Here is an 18,211-nt window from a genome sequence, read left to right as displayed (position 1 = left end):
GTAGGGCCGATTCCAAAGAGCGGGCAGCGCGGCGTTGGCCGCACGGTGCGGGAGCGCTCTGCGCCCCAAAAGCAGCGATTTTAGTGCAGTTGGGGCGCGCGCGACGCGCGCGCGCGGCCGCCCTCGCGCCCGGCCAGGGCTCCGGCCACCATCACCCAGCCCAGCAGCAGCAGGGACAGCAGCTTGCTGCTGGTGGCCACCGTCAGCACCGTGGGCCAGTCCGGGTGATGCGGAGATTGCAGATGCAGCGTGATGCAGTTCTCCACGATGTCCGACACCACCAGAAGGCCCATCACCCAGTGCGCATGGCGATAGAGCCAGCCCAGCCCCCGGCCCGGCGGCACGGCCCGCGCCACCAGCCGCCGCAGGGACCAGGCCACCGGGTAGGCCAGCCACAGGGCGTAGCTGGCGAGCAGGGCCCAGTCCCAGGCGATGGCGCGGCGCACGGCATCGGTGTCGCTGCATGTCACGCCCCATGTGGCATGCCAGTGGGCAGACGCCTGAAAGCCCGACGGCAGGCCCTGCAGCCACCCCGGCGCGGCGCCCAGGTCGCAGGCGGCCCGGCCCGCCAGGGCGGTGATGGTGAACAGCACGGCCGTGGTGATCGCGAGCGCGATGCCCAGCCGGTGCCAGGGCTGCGTGCGCGGCACGGTCTCTGCGGGCACGGCGCCGTCCACCGGGCGGGCCGTAGGGTCGATGAAGTCGCTGGCCTCGCGTTTGCGAGCGTTCAGGCCCGTCCACACCCAATAGGGGCAGTCGTAGGCCTGGTCGTGCATGGCGGTGAGCGGGTTGCCGGGTTGCAGCCGGCTCTTGTCCACGCGCAGGCCGTGGGCCTGGGCCTCGTCCACCATCCAGGCGAGCGTGAGGTTGGACAGCCCGTCGCGCGCGTACGAGCCGCCCACGTCGCTGTGCACGCCGCGGAACCAGCGCTGGTCGTAGCTGCGCCAGGGTTGTTCCTCGCCGGTGAAGTGCGGGTCCTCGTAGCGGCGGGGTGCGTATTTGCTGCGCGATTCGAACAGCGACATGGCATGGCGCACGTGGGCGAAGCGCTTGCGGTCGAAGTCGGCGGAGTTGCTGATCTTGATGCCGCCCACCCCGCCCAGCCCGATGGCCTCCACCGTGTCCCACACCCCGACGAAGTGCACCAGCGGCGTGCGGCCCAGCGAGAAGTTGTCGATCACGTCCTGCGCAAAGGCCTTGCGGCTCTTGGTGCCGGCCTGGTTCTTGTGGTCGCTGGGCGCGAAGTAGGTACGCACCAGGGTTTCGATGAGCGGCAGGCCCTCGGTGTGGATCAGCCCGTACATGTTGAGCATGCCGGCCACCGCCCGCGCGGTGAAGGCGCCGCGCGAAAAGCCGAACAGGTAGATGCGGTCGCCCCGCTGGTAGGTGTTGACCAGGAACCGGTAGGCCTCGGCGATGTTGGGGAACACGCCGCTGCCCAGCGCCAGCCCGGCCAGCTGCCGCAGCTGGTTCCTGGCCTTGGACACGATGCCGTCCGCCGGGAATTCGTTGGTGGTGCCTACGCCGGGGTCGTAGTAGACGAGCTGGGTGGGTTCGCGGCCCGCAGGGTCTCGCCCCTTGCCGAGCATGCGCAGCAGCTTGACCACGTTGGTGTCCTGCTGGTTGCCCAGGATGTTGCCGGTGCCGTCGAACAGCAGCACGAGGTTGCGGCCGGGCTTCTCGGCCCATTGCGCGTCTGCGGCGATGCACTGGGCCAGGATGTCCGCTCGGGTGGGGGTGCGGTCGGTGGCGTCCGGTGCGGTGGCGTTGGGTGCGGTGGCGTTGGGTGCGGCGGCGGCAGGCGCTGGCGGCGCGACAGTGGTGGTCATGGTGTCCTTCCTCCCTGGGCAATCGATGTGCACGGGATTCTGGGGAGGACCGCCGGGCGCAGCAAGCGCGAAAGTGCCATGCGTGGCGCCGGCCCGGCGTGGGGTCAGGCCTTTGCAGCCGGTATCAGATGCCCGGTGCTTCCAGGCGCACGTCGCTCATCGGGTAGGCCACGCAGGGCAGCACGCAGCCCTCGGCCTTTTCTTCGGCAGTGAGCCCGGGCCACTCGATGGCGTAGCGCACCTCGCCTTCGGCCAGCATGCCGATGCAGGTGCGGCAGGTGCCGTTGCGGCAGGAGCTGGGCCAGTCGATGCCGCCTTGCTCGATGGACAACAGCAGGGGCTGCTCGGGCCAGGCGTCGCATTGTTGGCCGTCGGGATCGATCCTGGCGATGAAGAAGGGGACGGTGGGAGTGTTCATGGGAAGGAGAGGGAGTCGGTCAGTCGGGTCGGTCGGTGGATGGCTCAGGGCGCCGCGGTCCCCGCCGTGGAATCAGCGCGCGCCCACACCAGCAGCAGGTTGTTGGCCGGCAGCGCGTGGCGCGCCTGCAGTGCCAGCCCGGCGTCGGCCGCCGTGGCGGCCACGTCCTCCAGGCGGCGGATGCCCCAGGTGCTGTCCTGGGCGTGCAGGCTGGCGTCGAAAGCCAGGTTGCCGGGGGCCGTGGGCACGTTGTCTTCCAGGTAGGGCCCGTAGGTCACCAGCCGCCCGCCTGCGGCGAGGTGCCGTGCTGCGCCCTGCATCAACCCGGCGCAGCATGCCCATGGGGCAATGTGCAGCATGTTGGCGCAGTAGATCAGGTCGAACTCTGCGCCCCAGGTCTGGCCTTCGTCCGGCCAGTGCGGCTGCAGCACGTCTAGCCGCCGCGCAGGCTGTACCTGCGTGGCGCCCGCTTGCGCGGCCCAGCCTGCGATGGAGTCGAAGTGGGTGCTGTGCAGGTCGGTGGGTTGCCAGCTCCAGCCCGGCAAGGCCGCCGCGAAGTGTGCCGCATGCTGGCCGGTGCCGCTGGCGATTTCCAGTGCCCGGCCCTGCGTGGCCAGCAGGCTGCGCAGGCACTCCAGGATGGGCGCGCGGTTGCGTTCGGCGGCAGGGCTGTGCTGAAGGGCAGGAAGAAGCATTGTGTGAAAGGAAAGAGCCGGTGGGGCAATGCGCAATGCTATCGATCAGGAGGCGGTTCCCGGTGGTCTGTGGCCCCCCGAACTGCCTGATTTTTAAGCAATGCAAGGATATGCCTTGTAAATCAATGACTTATATCTGTCATACAAGGGTTGTGCAGACTTATCCACATGATTGTCCAGTGCGGGGCTGGATAACCGGGGCTTTGGGGGCCGGCTGCGCGGGGTGGGCCGGGCGGTCGCAGAACCATGAAAGGCCTGCATCATTTTTAAGCAATGCAAGGATAAGCCTTTGAAATCAATGACTTGGCAATGCCATACAAAGCTTGTTCAAACTTATGCACAGGATTGTCCAGTGCTGGCAGGGATAACCGGGGGGCGTTTTTTCCGGACTGCTTAGAAATTGTGCAGCGCAGTGGCTTTCCTTATGAATCAAGCACTTGAGGTTGTCATACAGGGCTTGTCCACACTTATCCACATGATTGTCCAGTGCCTGCAGGGATAACCCGCAGGGCGGGTGGTCAGGCCTCGATCTTCACGCCTTTCCAGAAGGCCACGCGGCCGCGGATCTCTTCGGCTTCGGGCTTCGGGTCGGCGTAGAACCACGCGGCATCGGTGTTCATCTCGCCGTCGACCAGCAGGGACAGGTAGCTGGCCTGGCCCTTCCAGTGGCAGGTGGTCTTGTGGTTGCTGAAGGTGAAGAACTCGCGCTTGAGCGCGGCTTCGGGGAAGTAGTGGTTGCCTTCGACCACCACGGTGTCGTCGCTTTCGGCGACGGTGACGCCGTTCCAGGTTGCTTTCATGGGGTTTCCTTGAGTCAAATAGGCCCGCAGCGCTCAACTGACAAGCGGCAGTAGCTATCAAAAAGAGAGCGTTGCGCCATGCTGCGGGTCGGTGCTGAATGCGGTGTTGTGCGGGAGTGCCGGCGCCGCCGGGTTCACGGCCGGGCGCGGGCCTCGGCACGATACCTGATTGGGGCCCACTGCTGTGCGTGTTTTTGTGAGGGGCGGCGCTGCGCCATGCCAGTCGCGTGCGCAACCGTCGCCCACCCGCATCTGGCTTAAAGTCCCACGCGCAGCGCCTGTGGCTCCATCCGGGGCGCGGGCCGTCTTTCCCTGCCTTTCTTTCCTACTTTCCTTCCGTCCTTCCTTCCTTCATCTTTCAGACACCACAGGAGACCCATTCATGGCTATCGACTTCAACGGCCGCGTGGCCATCGTGACCGGCGCGGGCGGCGGCCTGGGCCGCCAGCATGCCTTGGCCCTGGCAGCGCGCGGCGCCAAGGTGCTGGTCAACGACCTGGGCGGCGCGGTGGACGGCAGCGGCAGCACGGTGTCGGCCGCGCAGGCCGTGGTGGACGAGATCCGCGCAGCGGGCGGCCAGGCGCTGGCCAATGGCGCGTCCGTCACCGACTTCGCCGCGGTCGAAGCCATGGTGCAGCAGGCCATCGATGCCTGGGGCCGGGTGGACATCCTGGTCAACAACGCCGGCATCCTGCGCGACAAGTCGTTCTCCAAGATGGACATGGCCGACTTCCGCCTGGTGGTGGATGTGCACCTGATGGGCGCCGCCCACTGCTGCAAGGCCGTGTGGCCGCACATGGTGGCGCAGCAGTACGGCCGCATCGTGATGACGACTTCGTCCACCGGCCTGTACGGCAATTTCGGCCAGGCCAACTACGGCGCGGCCAAGCTCGCCCAGGTGGGTCTGATGCAGACCCTGGCCATCGAAGGCGCCAAGTACGGTATCCGCGTCAACGCCCTGGCCCCCACGGCCGCCACGCGCATGACCGAAGGCCTGATGCCGCAGGAAGTGCTCGACGCCCTCAAGCCCGAAGCCGTGGTGCCCGCCATGCTGGTGCTGGCGCACGAGAGCGCGCCCACCCGCACCATCCTGTGCGCCGGTGCGGGCACGTTCGAGGCGGCCCACATCACCCTGACCGAGGGCATCCATGTGGGCATCGGCGCCGACGTGCCCGAGCAGTTGGCGGCCCGCCTGGCCGAGGTGACGGAGCGCGCCGGCGAGCAGGTACCACAAAGCGGCGCAGCACAGGGAACCAACGAAGTAGGAAAGGCTTTGGCCGCAAGGGCTTGAGTTGTGTCCGGGCACGCCAGCCTGCTCCGTGCTAAGTTCCGGGCCGACAGAAGTTGGATCGGTATAAACATATGAGCAAATTGCACGAAAGACTGGCCGCCTATCCGGCGGATGCCCTGGGGGGGATTCGCCGCGGCATCGAAAAGGAAGGCCTTCGGGTGCTGCCCCACGATGGCCTGGCCCTGACGCCGCACCCTGTGGCGCTGGGCTCGGCGCTCACGCACCCGCTGATCACCACCGACTACAGCGAGTCGCAGCTGGAGCTCATCACCAGCGCCCGCAAGGGCGTGGATGAATGCCTGAACGAGCTGACCGAAGTGCACCAGTTCGTGCACCGCACCCTGACCGACAGCGGCGGCGAGCTGCTGTGGGCCTCCAGCATGCCCTGCGGCCTGCCCACCGACGAGACCATCCCCATCGGCCGCTACGGCAGCTCCAACGTGGGCCGGGCCAAGAGCATCTACCGCATGGGCCTGGGCCACCGCTATGGCCGGCGCATGCAGACCATCTCGGGCATCCACTACAACTGGTCGCTGCCGGGGGTGGACAGCGAGCAGTACTTCTCGCTCATCCGCAACTTCCGCCGCCACGCGTTCGTGCTGCTGTATTTGTTCGGCGCGTCACCCGCGCTGTGCCCCTGCTTCGTGGCGGGGCGCGAGCACGGCCTGCAGCAGTTGCCGGGCGGGCAGGCGCTGTACCTGCCGCATGCCACCTCGCTGCGCATGGGCCGCCTGGGCTACCAGAGCGACGCCCAGGCCACGCTGGCCGTGAGCTACAACGGCCTCAAGGGCTACGCCAACTCGCTGCACGAGGCGCTGACCAAACCCTATCCCGCCTACGAAACCCTGGGCGTGCGCAACCCCGGCGGCGACTACAACCAGCTGGGCACCAGCCTGCTGCAGATCGAGAACGAGTTCTACGGCACCATCCGCCCCAAGCGCACTGTGCGCACCGGCGAACGCCCGCTGCACGCGCTGCGCGAGCGTGGTGTGGAGTACGTGGAAGTGCGCCTGATGGACCTGGACCCGTTCGTGCCCGTGGGCATCACCGCGTCCACCATGCGCCTGCTGGACGTGTTTTTGCTGCACTGCCTGCTGTCCGACAGCCCGCCCGACACGCCGGCCGAGATCGCCGAGCTCAAGCACAACCAGCACCTTACGGCCGAGCGGGGCCGCGAGCCGGGCTTGCAACTGGCGCGCAACGGCCGGAGCGTGGCCCTGGCCGACTGGGGTGCCGAGGTGCTGGCCGAGTGCGTGCCGCTGGCCGCCGCGCTCGATGCCACGCATGGCACGGGTGACTACAGCGCCGCTTTGCAGGATGCGCGGGCGCTCATGGCCGCGCCGGCCGACACGCCTTCGGCCCGTGTGCTCGACGCGATCCGCTCGGTGCACCAGAACAGCTTCGAGAACTTTGCGCGCGAGCAGTCCGTGGCCGCCCGCGATGCGCTGCTCAGCCTGCCCTGGACGGCCGAGCAGCAGGCGCGCTACCTGGCGCTGGCCGACGAATCCGTGGCCGCCCAAAAGGCCATCGAGGCAGCCGACACGCTGCCGTTCGAGGCGTGGCGCGAGCAGTACATGGCGGTCAAGGAACTGGGCTGATACGGCGGCAGCGCTGCGCCGCTGCAGCGTGTGCAGCGGCCCGGTCTGGGAACGGATGCTCCTGAATCGATAGCTGCTGGCGCCCGTCCAGCAAGCGGCAGGGGCTCAAAACCTTTGTATCCGCCCCATCGCATCCACCCCACCGGTCCATCGGTTCATCCACCCGGCAGCTGCAGCAGCGCCTCCTGCCGCCAGTACTCGGCGGCTTCCAGAAACCCCTCCCACACGCAACCGTTGCAGCCCCGGCCGCAGCAGGTCGTGGGCTCCGGCGGCGGGTTGCGCAGGGTGATGCCGGCAGACTGGGCCTGCTCCTGCAGCGCCTGGAACATGGCCTGGGCAGAGGCGCCGTCCACCGCACGGGCGGGCAGGGCGGCCGGCGGGGTGATGCGCTGCGTCACGGCCGGTGGCGGCTGGCCTTGGCCCGGCGCAGGCCGTACTGCGCGATGAACGCCAGTCCCAGCACCAAGGCGAACCAGCCCACCAGCGACGCCTGGGACATCAGGTCGCGCACGCTGCTGGCGCGGGCCACATAGGGCGCGAGCAGGATCACCAGGCCGATCAGGGCGCAGGTCACGCCCTTGAACAGCACTTCCTTGTCGGCCTTGCTGACGGGGGCTTTGCGGGGAGCGGGTGTGGGGGCGGACATGGTGGTCAAAAGCGCGGCGGCCAGAAGCAGGAAAGACCGCGATTATCCTTGGCGCCTGGCGCCCACCGCGTGGGCAGGGCGCAGACCGCCCCGGCGCGGCCCGACAATTCCCCAGTGGCAGCCCCGGGCAATCGCCCCCGCTGCACTGACAGACAACCCCAGAGAAGAAAGAAACCCGCATGGCCATCCAGTGGTTCCCCGGTCACATGCACCTGACCAAGAAAGCCATCACCGAGCGCATCAAGGACATCGATGTGGTGATCGAGGTGCTGGACGCGCGCCTGCCGGGCTCCAGCAGCAACCCGCTGCTGGCCGAGCTCACCGGCCACAAGCCCACGGTCAAGGTGCTCAACAAGCAGGACGTGGCCGACCCGGCGCGCACCCCGCTGTGGGTGGACTGGTACAACGCCCAGAGCGACACGCGCGCCGTGCCGCTCGATGCGTCCGATCCAGCCCCCGCGCGCAAGCTCATCGATGCCTGCCACCTGCTGTCCCCCAACCGCGGCGGCATGGCCAAGCCCATGCGGGTGCTGATCTGCGGCGTGCCGAACGTGGGCAAATCCACGCTCATCAACACGCTGTCCAACAAGCGCCAGGCCAAGACGGGCGACGAGGCCGGCATCACCAAGATCGAGCAGCGCATCACGCTGGCCGACGACTTCTACCTGTGGGACACCCCGGGCATGCTGTGGCCGCGCATCATCGTGCCCGAGAGCGGCTACAACCTGGCCGCCAGCGGCGCCGTGGGCCGCAATGCCTACGACGAGGAACTGGTGGCGCTGGAGCTGCTGCGCCGCCTGCAGACACACTACGCGCCGCTGCTGGAGGCGCGCTACAAGCTCGGGCTGCCCGCCGGCACCATGGCCACGATGCAGGACGACGAGCTGCTCGAAGCCATCGGCCGAAAGCGCGGCGCGATGCTGGGCGGGGGCCGCGTGAACCTGCAAAAGACCGCCGAGATCGTGATGACCGACTTCCGCACCGCCATCCTGGGCCGCATCACGCTGGAGACGCCCGACGAGTTCGAGGCCTGGCGCGCCGCGGGCTTGGCGGAAGATGCCAAGCGCCAGGCCAAGAAGGACGCGCGTGCCAAGGCCAAGGGCAAAGGCTCGGGCGTGCGCGAGCCGTCTTCGGGCGATGCACCTTGAAGCGGTTGCACCGCGCAGAGGCTGCGAAGGCCCTGTAGCGGATGGGGCCGGTCCGCAGGACTTCCACGGGGCAGCTGCCTCAGCCGCCCAAGGCCGGTCAAACCGGTGGTGAGCCAGGGCAGGGCGGTGCTTGTCCTCTCCACCCCTGAACCTCTGCATTCACTCCCGCACCAGCCGATATAGGGAAAACCTGCTGGTCGTTGGTCATGAGATATGACATCGTACATCTGCTCGCCCGCCGCGTGATGCCCTGACTCCTGCGCTGAGGACCAGGGGCGCCACGCGCCGGTGCCGCAGCGGTGTGCACCGCCGACCCGCAGGCCATGCGGCCGCGGTGACGATAACAACGACCGGGATTTTTTCATGCGAACTTCGAGTGCCGTGGCGTGCGTGGCAGCCGCTTTGTCCCTGTGTTTTTCGGCGCCGGCCCTGGCGCAGGAGAACTGGCCCACCAAGCCTTTGCGCCTGATCATTCCCTTTCCGGCCGGCGGCAGCAGCGACCAGCTTGGCCGGTTGATGGCCAAGGAGCTGGGGCAAAAGCTGGGCCAGCCGGTGCAGGTGGAGAACACCGACGCCAAAGGCACCAAGGCCGCCGCCGGCGCCACGCCCGATGGGTACACCCTGGTGTTGTCCGGCGTCGGGACCAATGCCATCAGCCACGCGCTGAACCCGCAGCTCGACTACGACTCCCTCAAGGACTTCGTGCACATCTCCCAGCTGTCCGAAGGCCCCAACGTGCTGGTGGTGGGCGCCGCCTCGCCGCTCAAGTCGCTGCAGGAGCTGATTGCGGTCGGCAAGGCCCAGCCGGGCAAGCTGACCTACGCGCAGGTGCATGCCTCGTCGGGGCACCTGGCGATGGAACTCCTCAAGCAAACCATCAGCACCTGCGTGGGCGGAGCTTCGGGCAGCCGCAACTGCACGACGCTGGGACTCACCGGGGTGCCGTTCACCGGGGCCAAGCCCGCGCTGGACGCGGTGATGGACAACAAGGCCGGCATGATGTTCACCAACCTCGACGCCGTGGCCCCCCATGTGCGCAGCGGAAAGCTGCGTGCCCTGGCGGTCACCAGCCTGTTCAGGAACCCGCAATTGCCCGACGTGCCCAGCATCTCGGAGGTGGGCTACCCGGGGTTCAAGGCCGTGTCGTGGGTGGGCATCTCGGCCCCCACGGGCACGCCTGCCGCCGTGGTGGCGCGGCTCGAGAAAGAAATGGAAAACGCCTTCAAGGCGTCCGAGACCCGCAAGCAACTGGAGGCGCAGGGCCTGGTGGTGGTGGTCTCGCGGTCTGCGGACTACACCGACTTCATCCGCAAGGAAATCGAGCGCTGGCGCCGGGTGGTGAAGGTGGCGGGCGTTCAGACGCCCCCGTAGCGCCCTGGAATGTGTTTCAAGGCCCCGTGGTGCCTGGTGCATCAAGGGTTTTCCCTTGCCGCAGTGCGGCCGTGCCGCACGGGCGCATGACGCGGCGGAGGCGTGCGGGCCCAGGGAGGCCGACGCGGTACCTCTCAAATCTGACGGCGGTGGCTGACTCGTTGCGGCCCATGGATAGCGTTACCATGCCGCACAGGTTGTCACTGTATTGACCATGCCCCCCGCCGCCCATTCCTCCACCCGCGCCCACGACGACGTCACCAGCCAGCAGCTGGTGCGGGCCGGCTCGTGGACGGTCGCCATCACAGGCACCATGATCGCCGCGCTGCTGCTGCTCGACGAGCCCTTGCCCTGGGCCCGCGTGCTGCTGAACCTGGGCGTGGGCGTCATGGGCGCGGTGGCTGTGCTGCTGGGCCATCTGCGGCGCTGGCACCAGGCGGGCCTGGTGCTGGTGTGGGGCGTATGGGCCGTGGTGGCGGCGCTGTCGGCCAGCAACGGCGGCCTGCGCGGGCCCAGCCTGCTGAACTTCCCGGTCATCATCGTGGTCGCCGGCTGGGTGCTGGGGGCGCGCTACACCCTGTGGCTCACGGGGGCCACGGGCCTGCTGTTCATCGTGTTCGTGTGGGCCGACCTCAACAACTACATGCCCCCGGCCCGCTACGGCAACCTGGCCGCGTACGTGGCCTACCTCAGCGGCGTGCTGGCAGTGACGGCCGCCGCCACGCTGCTGTCGCGCCGCAGCTACCTGCGCCGCGTGCGCGAGGCGCAGCAGACGGCCTCCAGCCTGGCCACGCGGGACGCAGAGCTGCGCAAGCTGCTGCGCGCCGTGGAGCAAAGCCCCGAGAGCATCGCCATCACCGACCTCGAAGGCCGCATCGAATACGTCAACGCGGCCTTCCTGGCCCGCACCGGCTACGCACAGGACGAGGTCATCGGCCAGTCCTCGTCGTACGTGTCGAACAACGGCATGACGCTGGTGCAGTGGGTGAGCCTGCGCGACACCCTGGCACGCGGCGAGAACTGGGTGGGCGAGCAGGTCAACCGCCGCAAGGACGGCGCCGAAATCGTCGAGGCCGTGGTGGTGGCCCCCATCCGCCAGCCCGACGGCCACATCAGCCACTATGTGGAGATCAAGCAGGACGTCACCGAGCGGCGCCGCGCGGCCGCCGAGATCCACCGCCTGGCGCATTTCGACGCCCTGACCAGCCTGCCCAACCGCACCATGCTGGTCGAGCGCCTCACCGCACTGCGCTGGCGCGGCGGTGTGGGGTCGCAGCCGCTGCATGTGCTGGTGCTGCTGGACCTGGACCGCTTCACCATCTTCAACGATGCGCGCGGCAGCGAAATGGGGGACCGCCTGCTGTGCGCCGTGGCGCTGCGCCTGTCGCAGATGCTGCCCGCGCACGGCCTGCTGGTGCGCGTGGCCGGCGATGAATTCGCCATCGTGCTGCACGACCTGGGCCTGCTGCCGCCACAGGCCAGCCGCCGCGCGCTGGCCTTTGCCGAACAGTTGCAGGCCCTGCTGCTGCAGCCCATGCGGCTCGAAGGCTGCGCCGAAGAGGCGCAGCTCGGGGCCAGCATCGGCATCACCCTGTACCCCCAAACCGCCGCCGACTCGCCCCACGAGGCCATGCGCCGCGCGGGCACGGCGCTGCACCGCGCCAAGCAGGCAGGGGGCGGGCGATCCGCCTTTTTCGAACAAGGCATGGGCGAGGCGGCGGAGCAACGGTTCCAGGTGGAGCGGTCGCTGCGCCAGGCCATTGCGGCCGATGAGCTGCGCCTGTTCCTGCAGTCGCAGGTGGATGCGCAGGGCCGGCTGACCGGGGCCGAGGTGCTGGTGCGCTGGCAGCATCCGCGCGACGGCCTGCTGTCGCCCGCGGCCTTCATCTCCATCGCGGAAGAGTCCGACCTGATCGTGGGGCTGGGCACCTGGGTGCTCACCCACGCCTGCGCGCTGCTGGCCCAGCCTGCGATGCAGGAGCGGCGCTTGCGCCTGTCGGTGAACCTCAGTGCGCGGCAGTTCCGCCAGGCCGGGTTCATCCCGCAGCTGCGCGACATCCTGGCCACTTCGGGCGCGGACCCGTCGCTGCTCACGCTGGAAGTGACCGAAGGCCTCGTCATCGACGACTTCGACGAGGCCGTGGCCAAGATGCGCGAACTGGCTGCGCTCGGCGTGGAGTTCTCGCTGGACGACTTCGGCACGGGCTACTCGTCGCTGGCCTACCTCAAGCGGCTGCCCATCCAGGAGCTCAAGATCGACCGTTCGTTCGTGCACGAGGCGCCCACCAATGCCGACGATGGCGTGCTGGTCGAGGGTATTTTGTCGGTGGCGCGCCACTTCGGCCTGCGTGTGGTGGCCGAGGGCGTGGAGACCCGCGACCAGGCCGACTTCCTGCGCCAGCGCGCGCCCGACATCGTCTACCAGGGCTACCTGTTTGGCCGGCCCGAGCCGCAGCAAGACTGGCTGGCCCGCCTGCCGCCGGGCAACGCGGCCTGACGACGCCGCATGGCAAACGGCCCCCAGTGCCTTGGAACCTGCTCAAAGGTTCCAAGGCACTGGGGGCCGTCGTGTGTCCGGTCCCGCAGCGCGGGACGGCCGCTTGCTACTTACTTGTTCTTGTCCTTGCCGCGGGGCATCACTGCCGTCACGGGGGGCATCGGGCGGTCGGACCCGTGCGACTCCTTGGGAATCGACGTGTCCTTCTTGGGCTTCTTTGCCATCTTGTTGCTGCGCTGTTCGCCTTTGGCCATGGGTCCTCCTGTTTGGGTCTCGGTATGCGACCACTGCGCGCGATGGTACGCCACAACCGGGGCGGTCTGGAGGCAGCGGGCCGCAATCCTCCACGGACCTCAGTTCTGCCGGGTTGCCGCAGCCGTGGCTGCCATGGCTGCTGTGCCTGTGGTCACAGCCGTCACTGTCACCACGGCAGTCGCTTCCACTTCCACCAGCATGCCGTCGAGCGCAAGGCGCGGCACGGGTATCAGCGTGCAGGCGGGCGTGGGGGCGTCTTTCCACACGCCGCGCGCCGCCCGGGTCCACAGCGCCAGGCGCTCTTCGGTGCGGTCCACCACCAGCAGGGTCAGCCGCACGACGTCGTGTACCGTGGCGCCCGCCGCAGCCAGCGCGGTGCGCATGTTGCGCAGCGCCTGATCCAGCTGCGCCGCGAAACCCGCCGGCAGCTCGCCCGCCGCGTTCTCGCCGCCCTGGCCCGCCAGGTACACCGTGCGGCCGTGCAGCGGCGCCACGACCAGGTGCGAATAGCCGTTGGGCGCGGGGTCGTACAGGCCGTCCGGGTTGATATGGATGAGCTGATCAGCAGGGACTTTGGCGAGGTGCGAGGCGATGGGCGGCATGGCGGGTCCTGAGCGGGAGTGGCAAGAGCTGCTAGTATCAAACCTGAAGTTATGTTGAGGTCAAGCACCTGCAGAAAGCGATCGCATGAAACACGAAGACGCCCTGGGCGACACACCGCTGGACATGGCGGCCGACCTGTCGGTGGGCGAGGTCGCCCGCCGCAGCGGCCTGGCCGTGTCGGCGCTGCATTTCTACGAGGCGCGGGGCCTCATCGCCAGCCTGCGTAGCGCGGGCAACCAGAGGCGCTACCCACGCTCGGTGCTGCGCCGTGTCGCGGTGATCAAGGTAGCCCAGCGCATGGGCGTGCCGCTGGCGGCCATCGGCGAGGCGCTGCAGGCCCTGCCCGCGGGCCGCACACCCACGGTGGCCGACTGGCGCCGGCTGTCGCAGCGCTGGCGCGAGGACCTGGACGAACGCATCCGCACGCTCACCGCCCTGCGCGACCAGCTGGACGGCTGCATCGGCTGCGGGTGCCTGTCGCTCAAGGTCTGCCCGCTGCGCAATGCGCAGGACACGCTCGCCAAGGAAGGGCCCGGCCCGCATTTTTAATGCCGCCGAGCGTGAACTTTTGCGCGCAAACGCCGCTGCCGGGGGCCTCTGCACATTCTCGGCATGGCGCGCTGCCAGGGGCTCCCCTATGATGGCCGGGCCCCGCCGACGCGGCGCAGCACCCCGCCGGGCGCACGAGGGCGCTAGAGGGCGCTAAAGGGCGCAAGAGGGCGCCACAGGGCCCACGCCAGTTCCAACCGGAGAATGTTCATGACCATGCGGCTGTTTCGTCAATGGGGCGCATCGCTGTGCCTCGGGTTCCTGGCCGTGGCCAGCCACCTGCCGGCCAGCGCCCAGGACCTCGCTGGCGCCAAGGACCACCCGGCCGTGAAGCGGTTCGGCGGCAGCACCATCGTCGGCTACGAGGTGCGCAATTTTGAAGCGGTGGAGTTCCAGACCTCCACCTTCAAGGAGTTCGACCTGCAGACCAACAAGCGGCAATACGTGAAGCCGCCGTTGGCGCTGGAGGGCAAGCTCACCCGCCTGTGGTACGAGGCGCCGGGCGCCACGCGGTCGCTGGAGCTGTACCGCAACTACGCCAACGACCTCACGGCCAACGGCTTCACCGCGCTGTACGACTCCACGCGCGACAGCGCAGCCGGCAACTACACCAACTTCCTGGCCAATTTCAGCAGCGGCCAGCGCGACTCCATCAAGAACAACCGCAGCGAATACGTGATGTACGCGGCCGATGCCGGGACCGTGCGCACCGGAACCTTCCAGAAAGGCAGCACCACGGTGCGCCTGGTGGCCATCGACTGGCCCAAGGAAGACGCGACGTACAAGTCCAAGCAGGGCGCGTACATCGCGGTGGACATCCTCGAGACCAAGGCCATGGAGCAGAACATGGTGGTGGTCAGCGCGTCCGACATCGGCAAGTCCATCACCGCCAATGGCAAGGTCGCCATCTACGGCATCCTGTTCGATACCGGCAAGGCGGACGTGAAGCCCGAGTCCAAGCCCTCGCTGGACCAGATCGCCGCCTTCTTGAAAGCCGAGCCGGCCGTCAAGCTGCACGTGGTGGGCCACACGGACAGCGTGGGCGGATTCGACAGCAACCTGGCCCTGTCCAAGCGCCGGGCCGACGCGGTGGCCGCCGTGCTGGCCAAGGACTACGGCATTGCCGGCAACCGGCTGGTGGGCAACGGCGTGGCCTCGCTGGCACCCGTGGCCAACAACGCCACCGAAGACGGCCGGGCCAAGAACCGCCGCGTGGAGCTGGTGCTGCAGTGAGGGGCCTGCTGCGGCCCCCACGCTCGCAGCACGCCTTCCTGGGGCCGGGCTACCAGCGCAGGGGTCCGGCCTCGTCGCTCCAGAAGATCCAGCGGCTGGTTTCCACATACCGCGATGTGCCGATGGCGTACGGGTCCATGCCCGCCTCGCTGCGTTCCAGCCTGGCCAGGTAGCCGCCGTAGCTGGCGGCCCACAGCGTGTTGCCGTCGGGAGAAATGTCGATGCCGCTGATGGTGCTGCCGATGTGGTGGCGCCACAGCGGGCGGCCGTCGTCGCCGATGGCGTGCAGATAGCCGTCGGCGTCGCCCAGGATCACCAGTCCGGGTTCGGTGACCGAGGCGTACACGCGGCAGCTCTCGTCCAGCGGCGGGGTCTCCGCCTGATCCGGCCCTGAAGCCTGTGGCGACTGCGCAGCCACCGGGGCTATGGGCACCGACAGCGTGCTGCCCCAGTACAGGTGGCACGAATTGGCGAACAGGCGCGTGCTGTCGTGCGAGAAGGCGGCGTGGTGCGGATAGGACGACAACGTGTCGTATTCCGCCACCACCGTCCCTTGCGCGTCGAGCAGGATGTGGCGGCTGTCCTGGTCGCCCACCGCGATGTGGCGCTCATCGCGCGACAGTGCCATGTGCAGCATGTCCAGCGCCAGCGTGGTGATGGTGTTGCCACCCACCTCGTCGTCCATCTGATTCTTGGGCCAGGTGTAGGGGCCGTCTTCCTCGAAGGTCTGCGGGTGCAGGCGCTGCACGCCCGTGCGGCTGCTCCCCGCGGTCAGCAGGTACACCCCGGTGGGGTTGAGCAGCAGCACGCGCTGGCCGTCGTTGAAGGGAATGAGCTCATCGCAGCGCTGCCCCAGTGGCCCTGCCGTCACGGCCACTTCGGGCGGCAGCCCCTCGTTGCCACGGGGCAGGTCAAAGCGCGCGATCACCGGGCCTTCGAAGCCGCGGTGCGTGGTGACCTGCTGGCCGTCGCTCTGCGCAAAGACCTGCCGGTCATGGGACCGGCCCAGGCCCCGCAGCGACGCCAGCGGCGTGTGGCCCACGCCGTGCAGCGCCACCCAGTGCGCGGCATCGTCATACGCCGGGCCGATGCGCGCCAGCACCCGGCCGTCTTCCAGGGCGATCACCGGTCCGATGAACCGGCCGGCTTTGGCGGCGCGCCGGACGTAGGCGTCCGGCGCAAACGCGAAGCGCTGGCGGAACCGGTCCCCCAGGTCTTCGTCGGCCTGGGCGTGGACCACGCGTGCGAGCTGCAGCACCGTGGGTGCGGCCTCCTTGCGCGGGTCGGAGGGCAGGGCTTCTTCATCGTCCTGCGGTTCTTGTCCACTGGGCTCGCCGTCGCTGCCTGCCACTTCCGCTGTGCCGTCCTCATCGCCAGACCGCTGCGCCTTCGCATCCATGGCCAACTGATGGGCCCGGATCGCCGCCACGTAGGCCTGTCCGTCGGCCTGCCATTGTTCAGACAAAGTCATCAGCTCCACCGGGAACACCCCAGCGTCCGGCACGTCGGGCGCCAGCGGCGGCAGCGCCAGCAAGTACACCGCAGCCTCGATGCGGCGCGCTTCGGCTTCGCGGGCCTGCTCGCGCTCATGCTCTTCGCGCAGCCGGGCCTGCACCAGCCGGTAAAAGCGCAGCAGGCGCGCCAAGTGGTCGGCAGCGCCGCGCGGCAAGGCCACGCGTGCTTCGTTCTGGCGCTGTGCGTGGGTGAACTCGACCAGCGCAGGCCCCTCGCGGGCTTCGTCCACATCGATCTGGTAGACGCTGTGGGCGTTGTCGTCGTCGTCCCCGGGGGCGGGGCTGCCGTTCTCCCAGCTGAACTTGAGCGCCCGTCCCCACGGCTCGCCGTCGTGCATGCAGGGCTGGCGCGCGCCCACCCACACCTCGCCCTGCCAGTGGCCGTTCTTGTCGCTGTCCCACCAGTCGTTGTAGCGCTCGGTGAACACGGGCAGGCTGGTGAAGTCCTCGATCTGCCGGGCGGTCAGGTCGGCCCGCAGCCGCTGGTAGAGCGGGTAGCGCGCCCGGTGCTGGCCCACGGCCTTGCGCACGTAGTCGAGCACGCCGCGCCAGGCGGTCTGGCAGGCGGCCCAGGCCTCGGGGGCAGAGTCGGGCGCCAGCGCTTGCCATTCGCCGGCCTCGCCGTCGGTGTAGGGGCGGTACACCAGCATCAGCACGGGCGTCGTGGTGACGGGCCGGCGCAGCACGGCGGCTGCGAGCCGAGGCAGCAGGCCTTGCGGGCTGCGCACCATGTCTACCGACAGGTAGAAGTCCCAGGTCTTCCAGACGGTGATGAACACGTTGTCGTCACGCTGGTCGCCATCGTCGTCCACATGCCGCTGGCACACCGAGAAGTCGGTCTGCTGGTACCAGCCGTAGGCCTTGTGCTCCTTGTGCGCAATCACCGGGGTGCGGACCACCGCCAGGATGTTCTCCACGCTGATGGCATCGTCCGCGCACAGGTCCTGGGCCACGGGCCACTGGGCGTTGATCTCCTCGCTCGTGCGGGTGGCGCTGTCGCCTGCGCGCACGGCAGCCAGAACGCGGTCGCGGTCGAGCATGTGGTGCAGGCCGTCTTCGCCGGCGTCGATGCCATCGTGGAACTCGTCGGGGAAGATAGCCCCCACGATCTCGCTACCAAACTCTGCGCGGTGCGCCACGCTGCGCACTTCGTCCATCAGAAACTCCACCTGCTCGGGGCCCTGCACCTGCACCGTGAAATCGTCGGTGAACAGCCCCACACGCGCCTGCAGGCCACCGGGCGCCTGCAGCGCGCCGCTGCTGCCGTCGCCCCACAGCAGGTCGTCCACCGCCAGGGCATCACGCACGTACAGCAGCGACCCGGCCAGCACCGCGTTGCGCAGGTGCGCGCTGCCCAGGACCACCAGGTGCGCTGCGTCGCCATCGTCCTCGGCCGTGAGGGCGCCGTCGATCTGCAGGCTGCCGTCGATGAGCACGAGGTACGGCGTCTCGCCCACCTGCGCTGCGCCTGCAAGCAGTGCGTGCAGTGGGTGGTTGCCGTCGAGCGCAGCGTTCAGGTGCAGCTCCGGTACCGTCACATCGCCCCGCAGATAGAGCACCAGCTCCTGGTCCAGCTCGCCGGGCTCGTGCTGGAGGCGCTCGCTGATAGAGCTGTCGGCGGGCAAATGGATGGCCACGTCGGCCAGCGGGCAAATTCGGGCAATGGGCATGGGCATAGGCGAGGGAGGGCGTCAGACCGGTACCAGGAACTGGCGGGCATGGTACATCGCTCCATCGCCCGCCGCGGCGGCAGCCGACGGCCGG

The 18,211-nt window shown here is 68.7% G+C and carries 16 protein-coding genes; 7 read left to right on the top strand and 9 right to left on the bottom strand.

All coding sequences use genetic code 11. The features are described from left to right. Nucleotides 1-80: 80 nt before the first annotated feature. From ACSQ3D_RS15715 to ACSQ3D_RS15700, 4 genes are all read right to left on the bottom strand, one after another. Nucleotides 81-1,829 (bottom strand): DUF2235 domain-containing protein, encoded by a 1,749-nt coding sequence (locus tag ACSQ3D_RS15715; protein ID WP_436127535.1) that lies wholly within the window; start codon nt 1,827-1,829, stop codon nt 81-83. Nucleotides 1,830-1,953: 124 nt separating this feature from the next. Continuing rightward, nucleotides 1,954-2,247, bottom strand: a complete 294-nt coding sequence (locus tag ACSQ3D_RS15710; protein WP_436127534.1) for a 2Fe-2S iron-sulfur cluster-binding protein — start codon at nt 2,245-2,247, stop codon at nt 1,954-1,956. A 44-nt stretch (nt 2,248-2,291) separates the two neighbouring features. Further along, a complete protein-coding gene (locus ACSQ3D_RS15705; RefSeq protein ID WP_436127533.1) occupies nt 2,292-2,942 on the bottom strand; it encodes a DUF938 domain-containing protein in 651 nt (216 codons plus the stop codon). 518 nt (nt 2,943-3,460) lie between these two features. Then, the gene (locus tag ACSQ3D_RS15700; RefSeq protein ID WP_056418957.1) at nt 3,461-3,742 is read right to left on the bottom strand and encodes a DUF427 domain-containing protein; all 282 of its coding nucleotides are present in this window, start codon (nt 3,740-3,742) and stop codon (nt 3,461-3,463) included. Between the two features lie 382 nt (nt 3,743-4,124). Here ACSQ3D_RS15700 and ACSQ3D_RS15695 point away from each other — a divergent pair, with 382 nt between their 5' ends. Together ACSQ3D_RS15695 and gshA are read left to right on the top strand one after the other, a co-directional pair. Beyond that, complete coding sequence (locus tag ACSQ3D_RS15695; RefSeq protein WP_056418955.1) at nt 4,125-5,033, top strand: SDR family NAD(P)-dependent oxidoreductase; 909 nt, start codon at nt 4,125-4,127, stop codon at nt 5,031-5,033. Between the two features lie 71 nt (nt 5,034-5,104). Beyond that, on the top strand, nt 5,105-6,631 hold the full coding sequence (gene gshA, locus ACSQ3D_RS15690) for a glutamate--cysteine ligase (protein ID WP_436127532.1): 1,527 nt from the start codon (nt 5,105-5,107) through the stop codon (nt 6,629-6,631). A 155-nt stretch (nt 6,632-6,786) separates the two neighbouring features. Here gshA and ACSQ3D_RS15685 read toward each other — a convergent pair whose 3' ends face one another. Together ACSQ3D_RS15685 and ACSQ3D_RS15680 are read right to left on the bottom strand one after the other, a co-directional pair. Next, on the bottom strand, nt 6,787-6,960 hold the full coding sequence (locus ACSQ3D_RS15685) for an oxidoreductase-like domain-containing protein (protein ID WP_056419213.1): 174 nt from the start codon (nt 6,958-6,960) through the stop codon (nt 6,787-6,789). Nucleotides 6,961-7,025: 65 nt separating this feature from the next. Then, nucleotides 7,026-7,277 (bottom strand): hypothetical protein, encoded by a 252-nt coding sequence (locus ACSQ3D_RS15680; RefSeq protein WP_056419210.1) that lies wholly within the window; start codon nt 7,275-7,277, stop codon nt 7,026-7,028. 179 nt (nt 7,278-7,456) lie between these two features. Between ACSQ3D_RS15680 and ylqF the strand changes: the two genes are divergently transcribed. From ylqF to ACSQ3D_RS15665, 3 genes are all read left to right on the top strand, one after another. Then, nucleotides 7,457-8,425 carry a ribosome biogenesis GTPase YlqF gene (ylqF, locus tag ACSQ3D_RS15675; protein ID WP_396503986.1) on the top strand — a complete coding sequence of 323 codons (969 nt, stop codon included), beginning with the start codon at nt 7,457-7,459 and terminating at the stop codon, nt 8,423-8,425. Nucleotides 8,426-8,788: 363 nt separating this feature from the next. Further along, nucleotides 8,789-9,796, top strand: a complete 1,008-nt coding sequence (locus ACSQ3D_RS15670; protein WP_396503987.1) for a Bug family tripartite tricarboxylate transporter substrate binding protein — start codon at nt 8,789-8,791, stop codon at nt 9,794-9,796. Nucleotides 9,797-10,010: 214 nt separating this feature from the next. Further along, nucleotides 10,011-12,293, top strand: coding sequence for a putative bifunctional diguanylate cyclase/phosphodiesterase (locus ACSQ3D_RS15665; protein WP_436127531.1), 2,283 nt, complete (start codon nt 10,011-10,013; stop codon nt 12,291-12,293). Between the two features lie 110 nt (nt 12,294-12,403). Here the strand turns inward: ACSQ3D_RS15665 and ACSQ3D_RS15660 are convergent, their stop codons facing one another. Continuing rightward, a complete protein-coding gene (locus ACSQ3D_RS15660) occupies nt 12,404-12,547 on the bottom strand; it encodes a hypothetical protein (RefSeq protein ID WP_200912444.1) in 144 nt (47 codons plus the stop codon). Nucleotides 12,548-12,646: 99 nt separating this feature from the next. Then, complete coding sequence (locus tag ACSQ3D_RS15655) at nt 12,647-13,150, bottom strand: RidA family protein (protein WP_436127530.1); 504 nt, start codon at nt 13,148-13,150, stop codon at nt 12,647-12,649. 85 nt (nt 13,151-13,235) lie between these two features. On the opposite strand from ACSQ3D_RS15655, the gene soxR reads away from it, so the two are divergent. Both soxR and ACSQ3D_RS15645 read left to right on the top strand, forming a co-directional pair. Continuing rightward, complete coding sequence (gene soxR, locus ACSQ3D_RS15650) at nt 13,236-13,700, top strand: redox-sensitive transcriptional activator SoxR (RefSeq protein WP_436127529.1); 465 nt, start codon at nt 13,236-13,238, stop codon at nt 13,698-13,700. A gap of 210 nt (nt 13,701-13,910) precedes the next feature. After that, on the top strand, nt 13,911-14,933 hold the full coding sequence (locus ACSQ3D_RS15645) for an OmpA family protein (RefSeq protein WP_396503990.1): 1,023 nt from the start codon (nt 13,911-13,913) through the stop codon (nt 14,931-14,933). 49 nt (nt 14,934-14,982) lie between these two features. Here the strand turns inward: ACSQ3D_RS15645 and ACSQ3D_RS15640 are convergent, their stop codons facing one another. Further along, the gene (locus ACSQ3D_RS15640; protein ID WP_436127528.1) at nt 14,983-18,117 is read right to left on the bottom strand and encodes a WD40 repeat domain-containing protein; all 3,135 of its coding nucleotides are present in this window, start codon (nt 18,115-18,117) and stop codon (nt 14,983-14,985) included. Between the last annotated feature and the right edge of the window lie 94 nt (nt 18,118-18,211).

The organism is Acidovorax sp. LjRoot117, from assembly GCF_964252695.1.
Taxonomy (GTDB): domain Bacteria; phylum Pseudomonadota; class Gammaproteobacteria; order Burkholderiales; family Burkholderiaceae_C; genus Acidovorax.
The sequence above is the reverse complement of the archived record's forward strand: the minus strand, read 5'-3'. Positions and strand labels throughout refer to the sequence as shown.

Excerpts from the sequence above, each read along its gene's own strand:
- ACSQ3D_RS15705 (WP_436127533.1), bottom strand. The coding sequence starts at position 2,942 with ATGCTTCTTCCTGCCCTTCAGCACAGCCCTGCCGCCGAACGCAACCGC.
- ACSQ3D_RS15680 (WP_056419210.1), bottom strand. The coding sequence starts at position 7,277 with ATGTCCGCCCCCACACCCGCTCCCCGCAAAGCCCCCGTCAGCAAGGCC.
- ACSQ3D_RS15665 (WP_436127531.1), top strand. The coding sequence starts at position 10,011 with ATGCCCCCCGCCGCCCATTCCTCCACCCGCGCCCACGACGACGTCACC.
- ACSQ3D_RS15695 (WP_056418955.1), top strand. The coding sequence starts at position 4,125 with ATGGCTATCGACTTCAACGGCCGCGTGGCCATCGTGACCGGCGCGGGC.
- gshA (WP_436127532.1), top strand. The coding sequence starts at position 5,105 with ATGAGCAAATTGCACGAAAGACTGGCCGCCTATCCGGCGGATGCCCTG.
- ACSQ3D_RS15655 (WP_436127530.1), bottom strand. The coding sequence starts at position 13,150 with ATGCCGCCCATCGCCTCGCACCTCGCCAAAGTCCCTGCTGATCAGCTC.
- soxR (WP_436127529.1), top strand. The coding sequence starts at position 13,236 with ATGAAACACGAAGACGCCCTGGGCGACACACCGCTGGACATGGCGGCC.
- ACSQ3D_RS15670 (WP_396503987.1), top strand. The coding sequence starts at position 8,789 with ATGCGAACTTCGAGTGCCGTGGCGTGCGTGGCAGCCGCTTTGTCCCTG.
- ACSQ3D_RS15660 (WP_200912444.1), bottom strand. The coding sequence starts at position 12,547 with ATGGCCAAAGGCGAACAGCGCAGCAACAAGATGGCAAAGAAGCCCAAG.
- ACSQ3D_RS15640 (WP_436127528.1), bottom strand. The coding sequence starts at position 18,117 with ATGCCCATTGCCCGAATTTGCCCGCTGGCCGACGTGGCCATCCATTTG.
- ACSQ3D_RS15685 (WP_056419213.1), bottom strand. The coding sequence starts at position 6,960 with ATGTTCCAGGCGCTGCAGGAGCAGGCCCAGTCTGCCGGCATCACCCTG.
- ylqF (WP_396503986.1), top strand. The coding sequence starts at position 7,457 with ATGGCCATCCAGTGGTTCCCCGGTCACATGCACCTGACCAAGAAAGCC.
- ACSQ3D_RS15710 (WP_436127534.1), bottom strand. The coding sequence starts at position 2,247 with ATGAACACTCCCACCGTCCCCTTCTTCATCGCCAGGATCGATCCCGAC.
- ACSQ3D_RS15700 (WP_056418957.1), bottom strand. The coding sequence starts at position 3,742 with ATGAAAGCAACCTGGAACGGCGTCACCGTCGCCGAAAGCGACGACACC.
- ACSQ3D_RS15645 (WP_396503990.1), top strand. The coding sequence starts at position 13,911 with ATGACCATGCGGCTGTTTCGTCAATGGGGCGCATCGCTGTGCCTCGGG.
- ACSQ3D_RS15715 (WP_436127535.1), bottom strand. The coding sequence starts at position 1,829 with ATGACCACCACTGTCGCGCCGCCAGCGCCTGCCGCCGCCGCACCCAAC.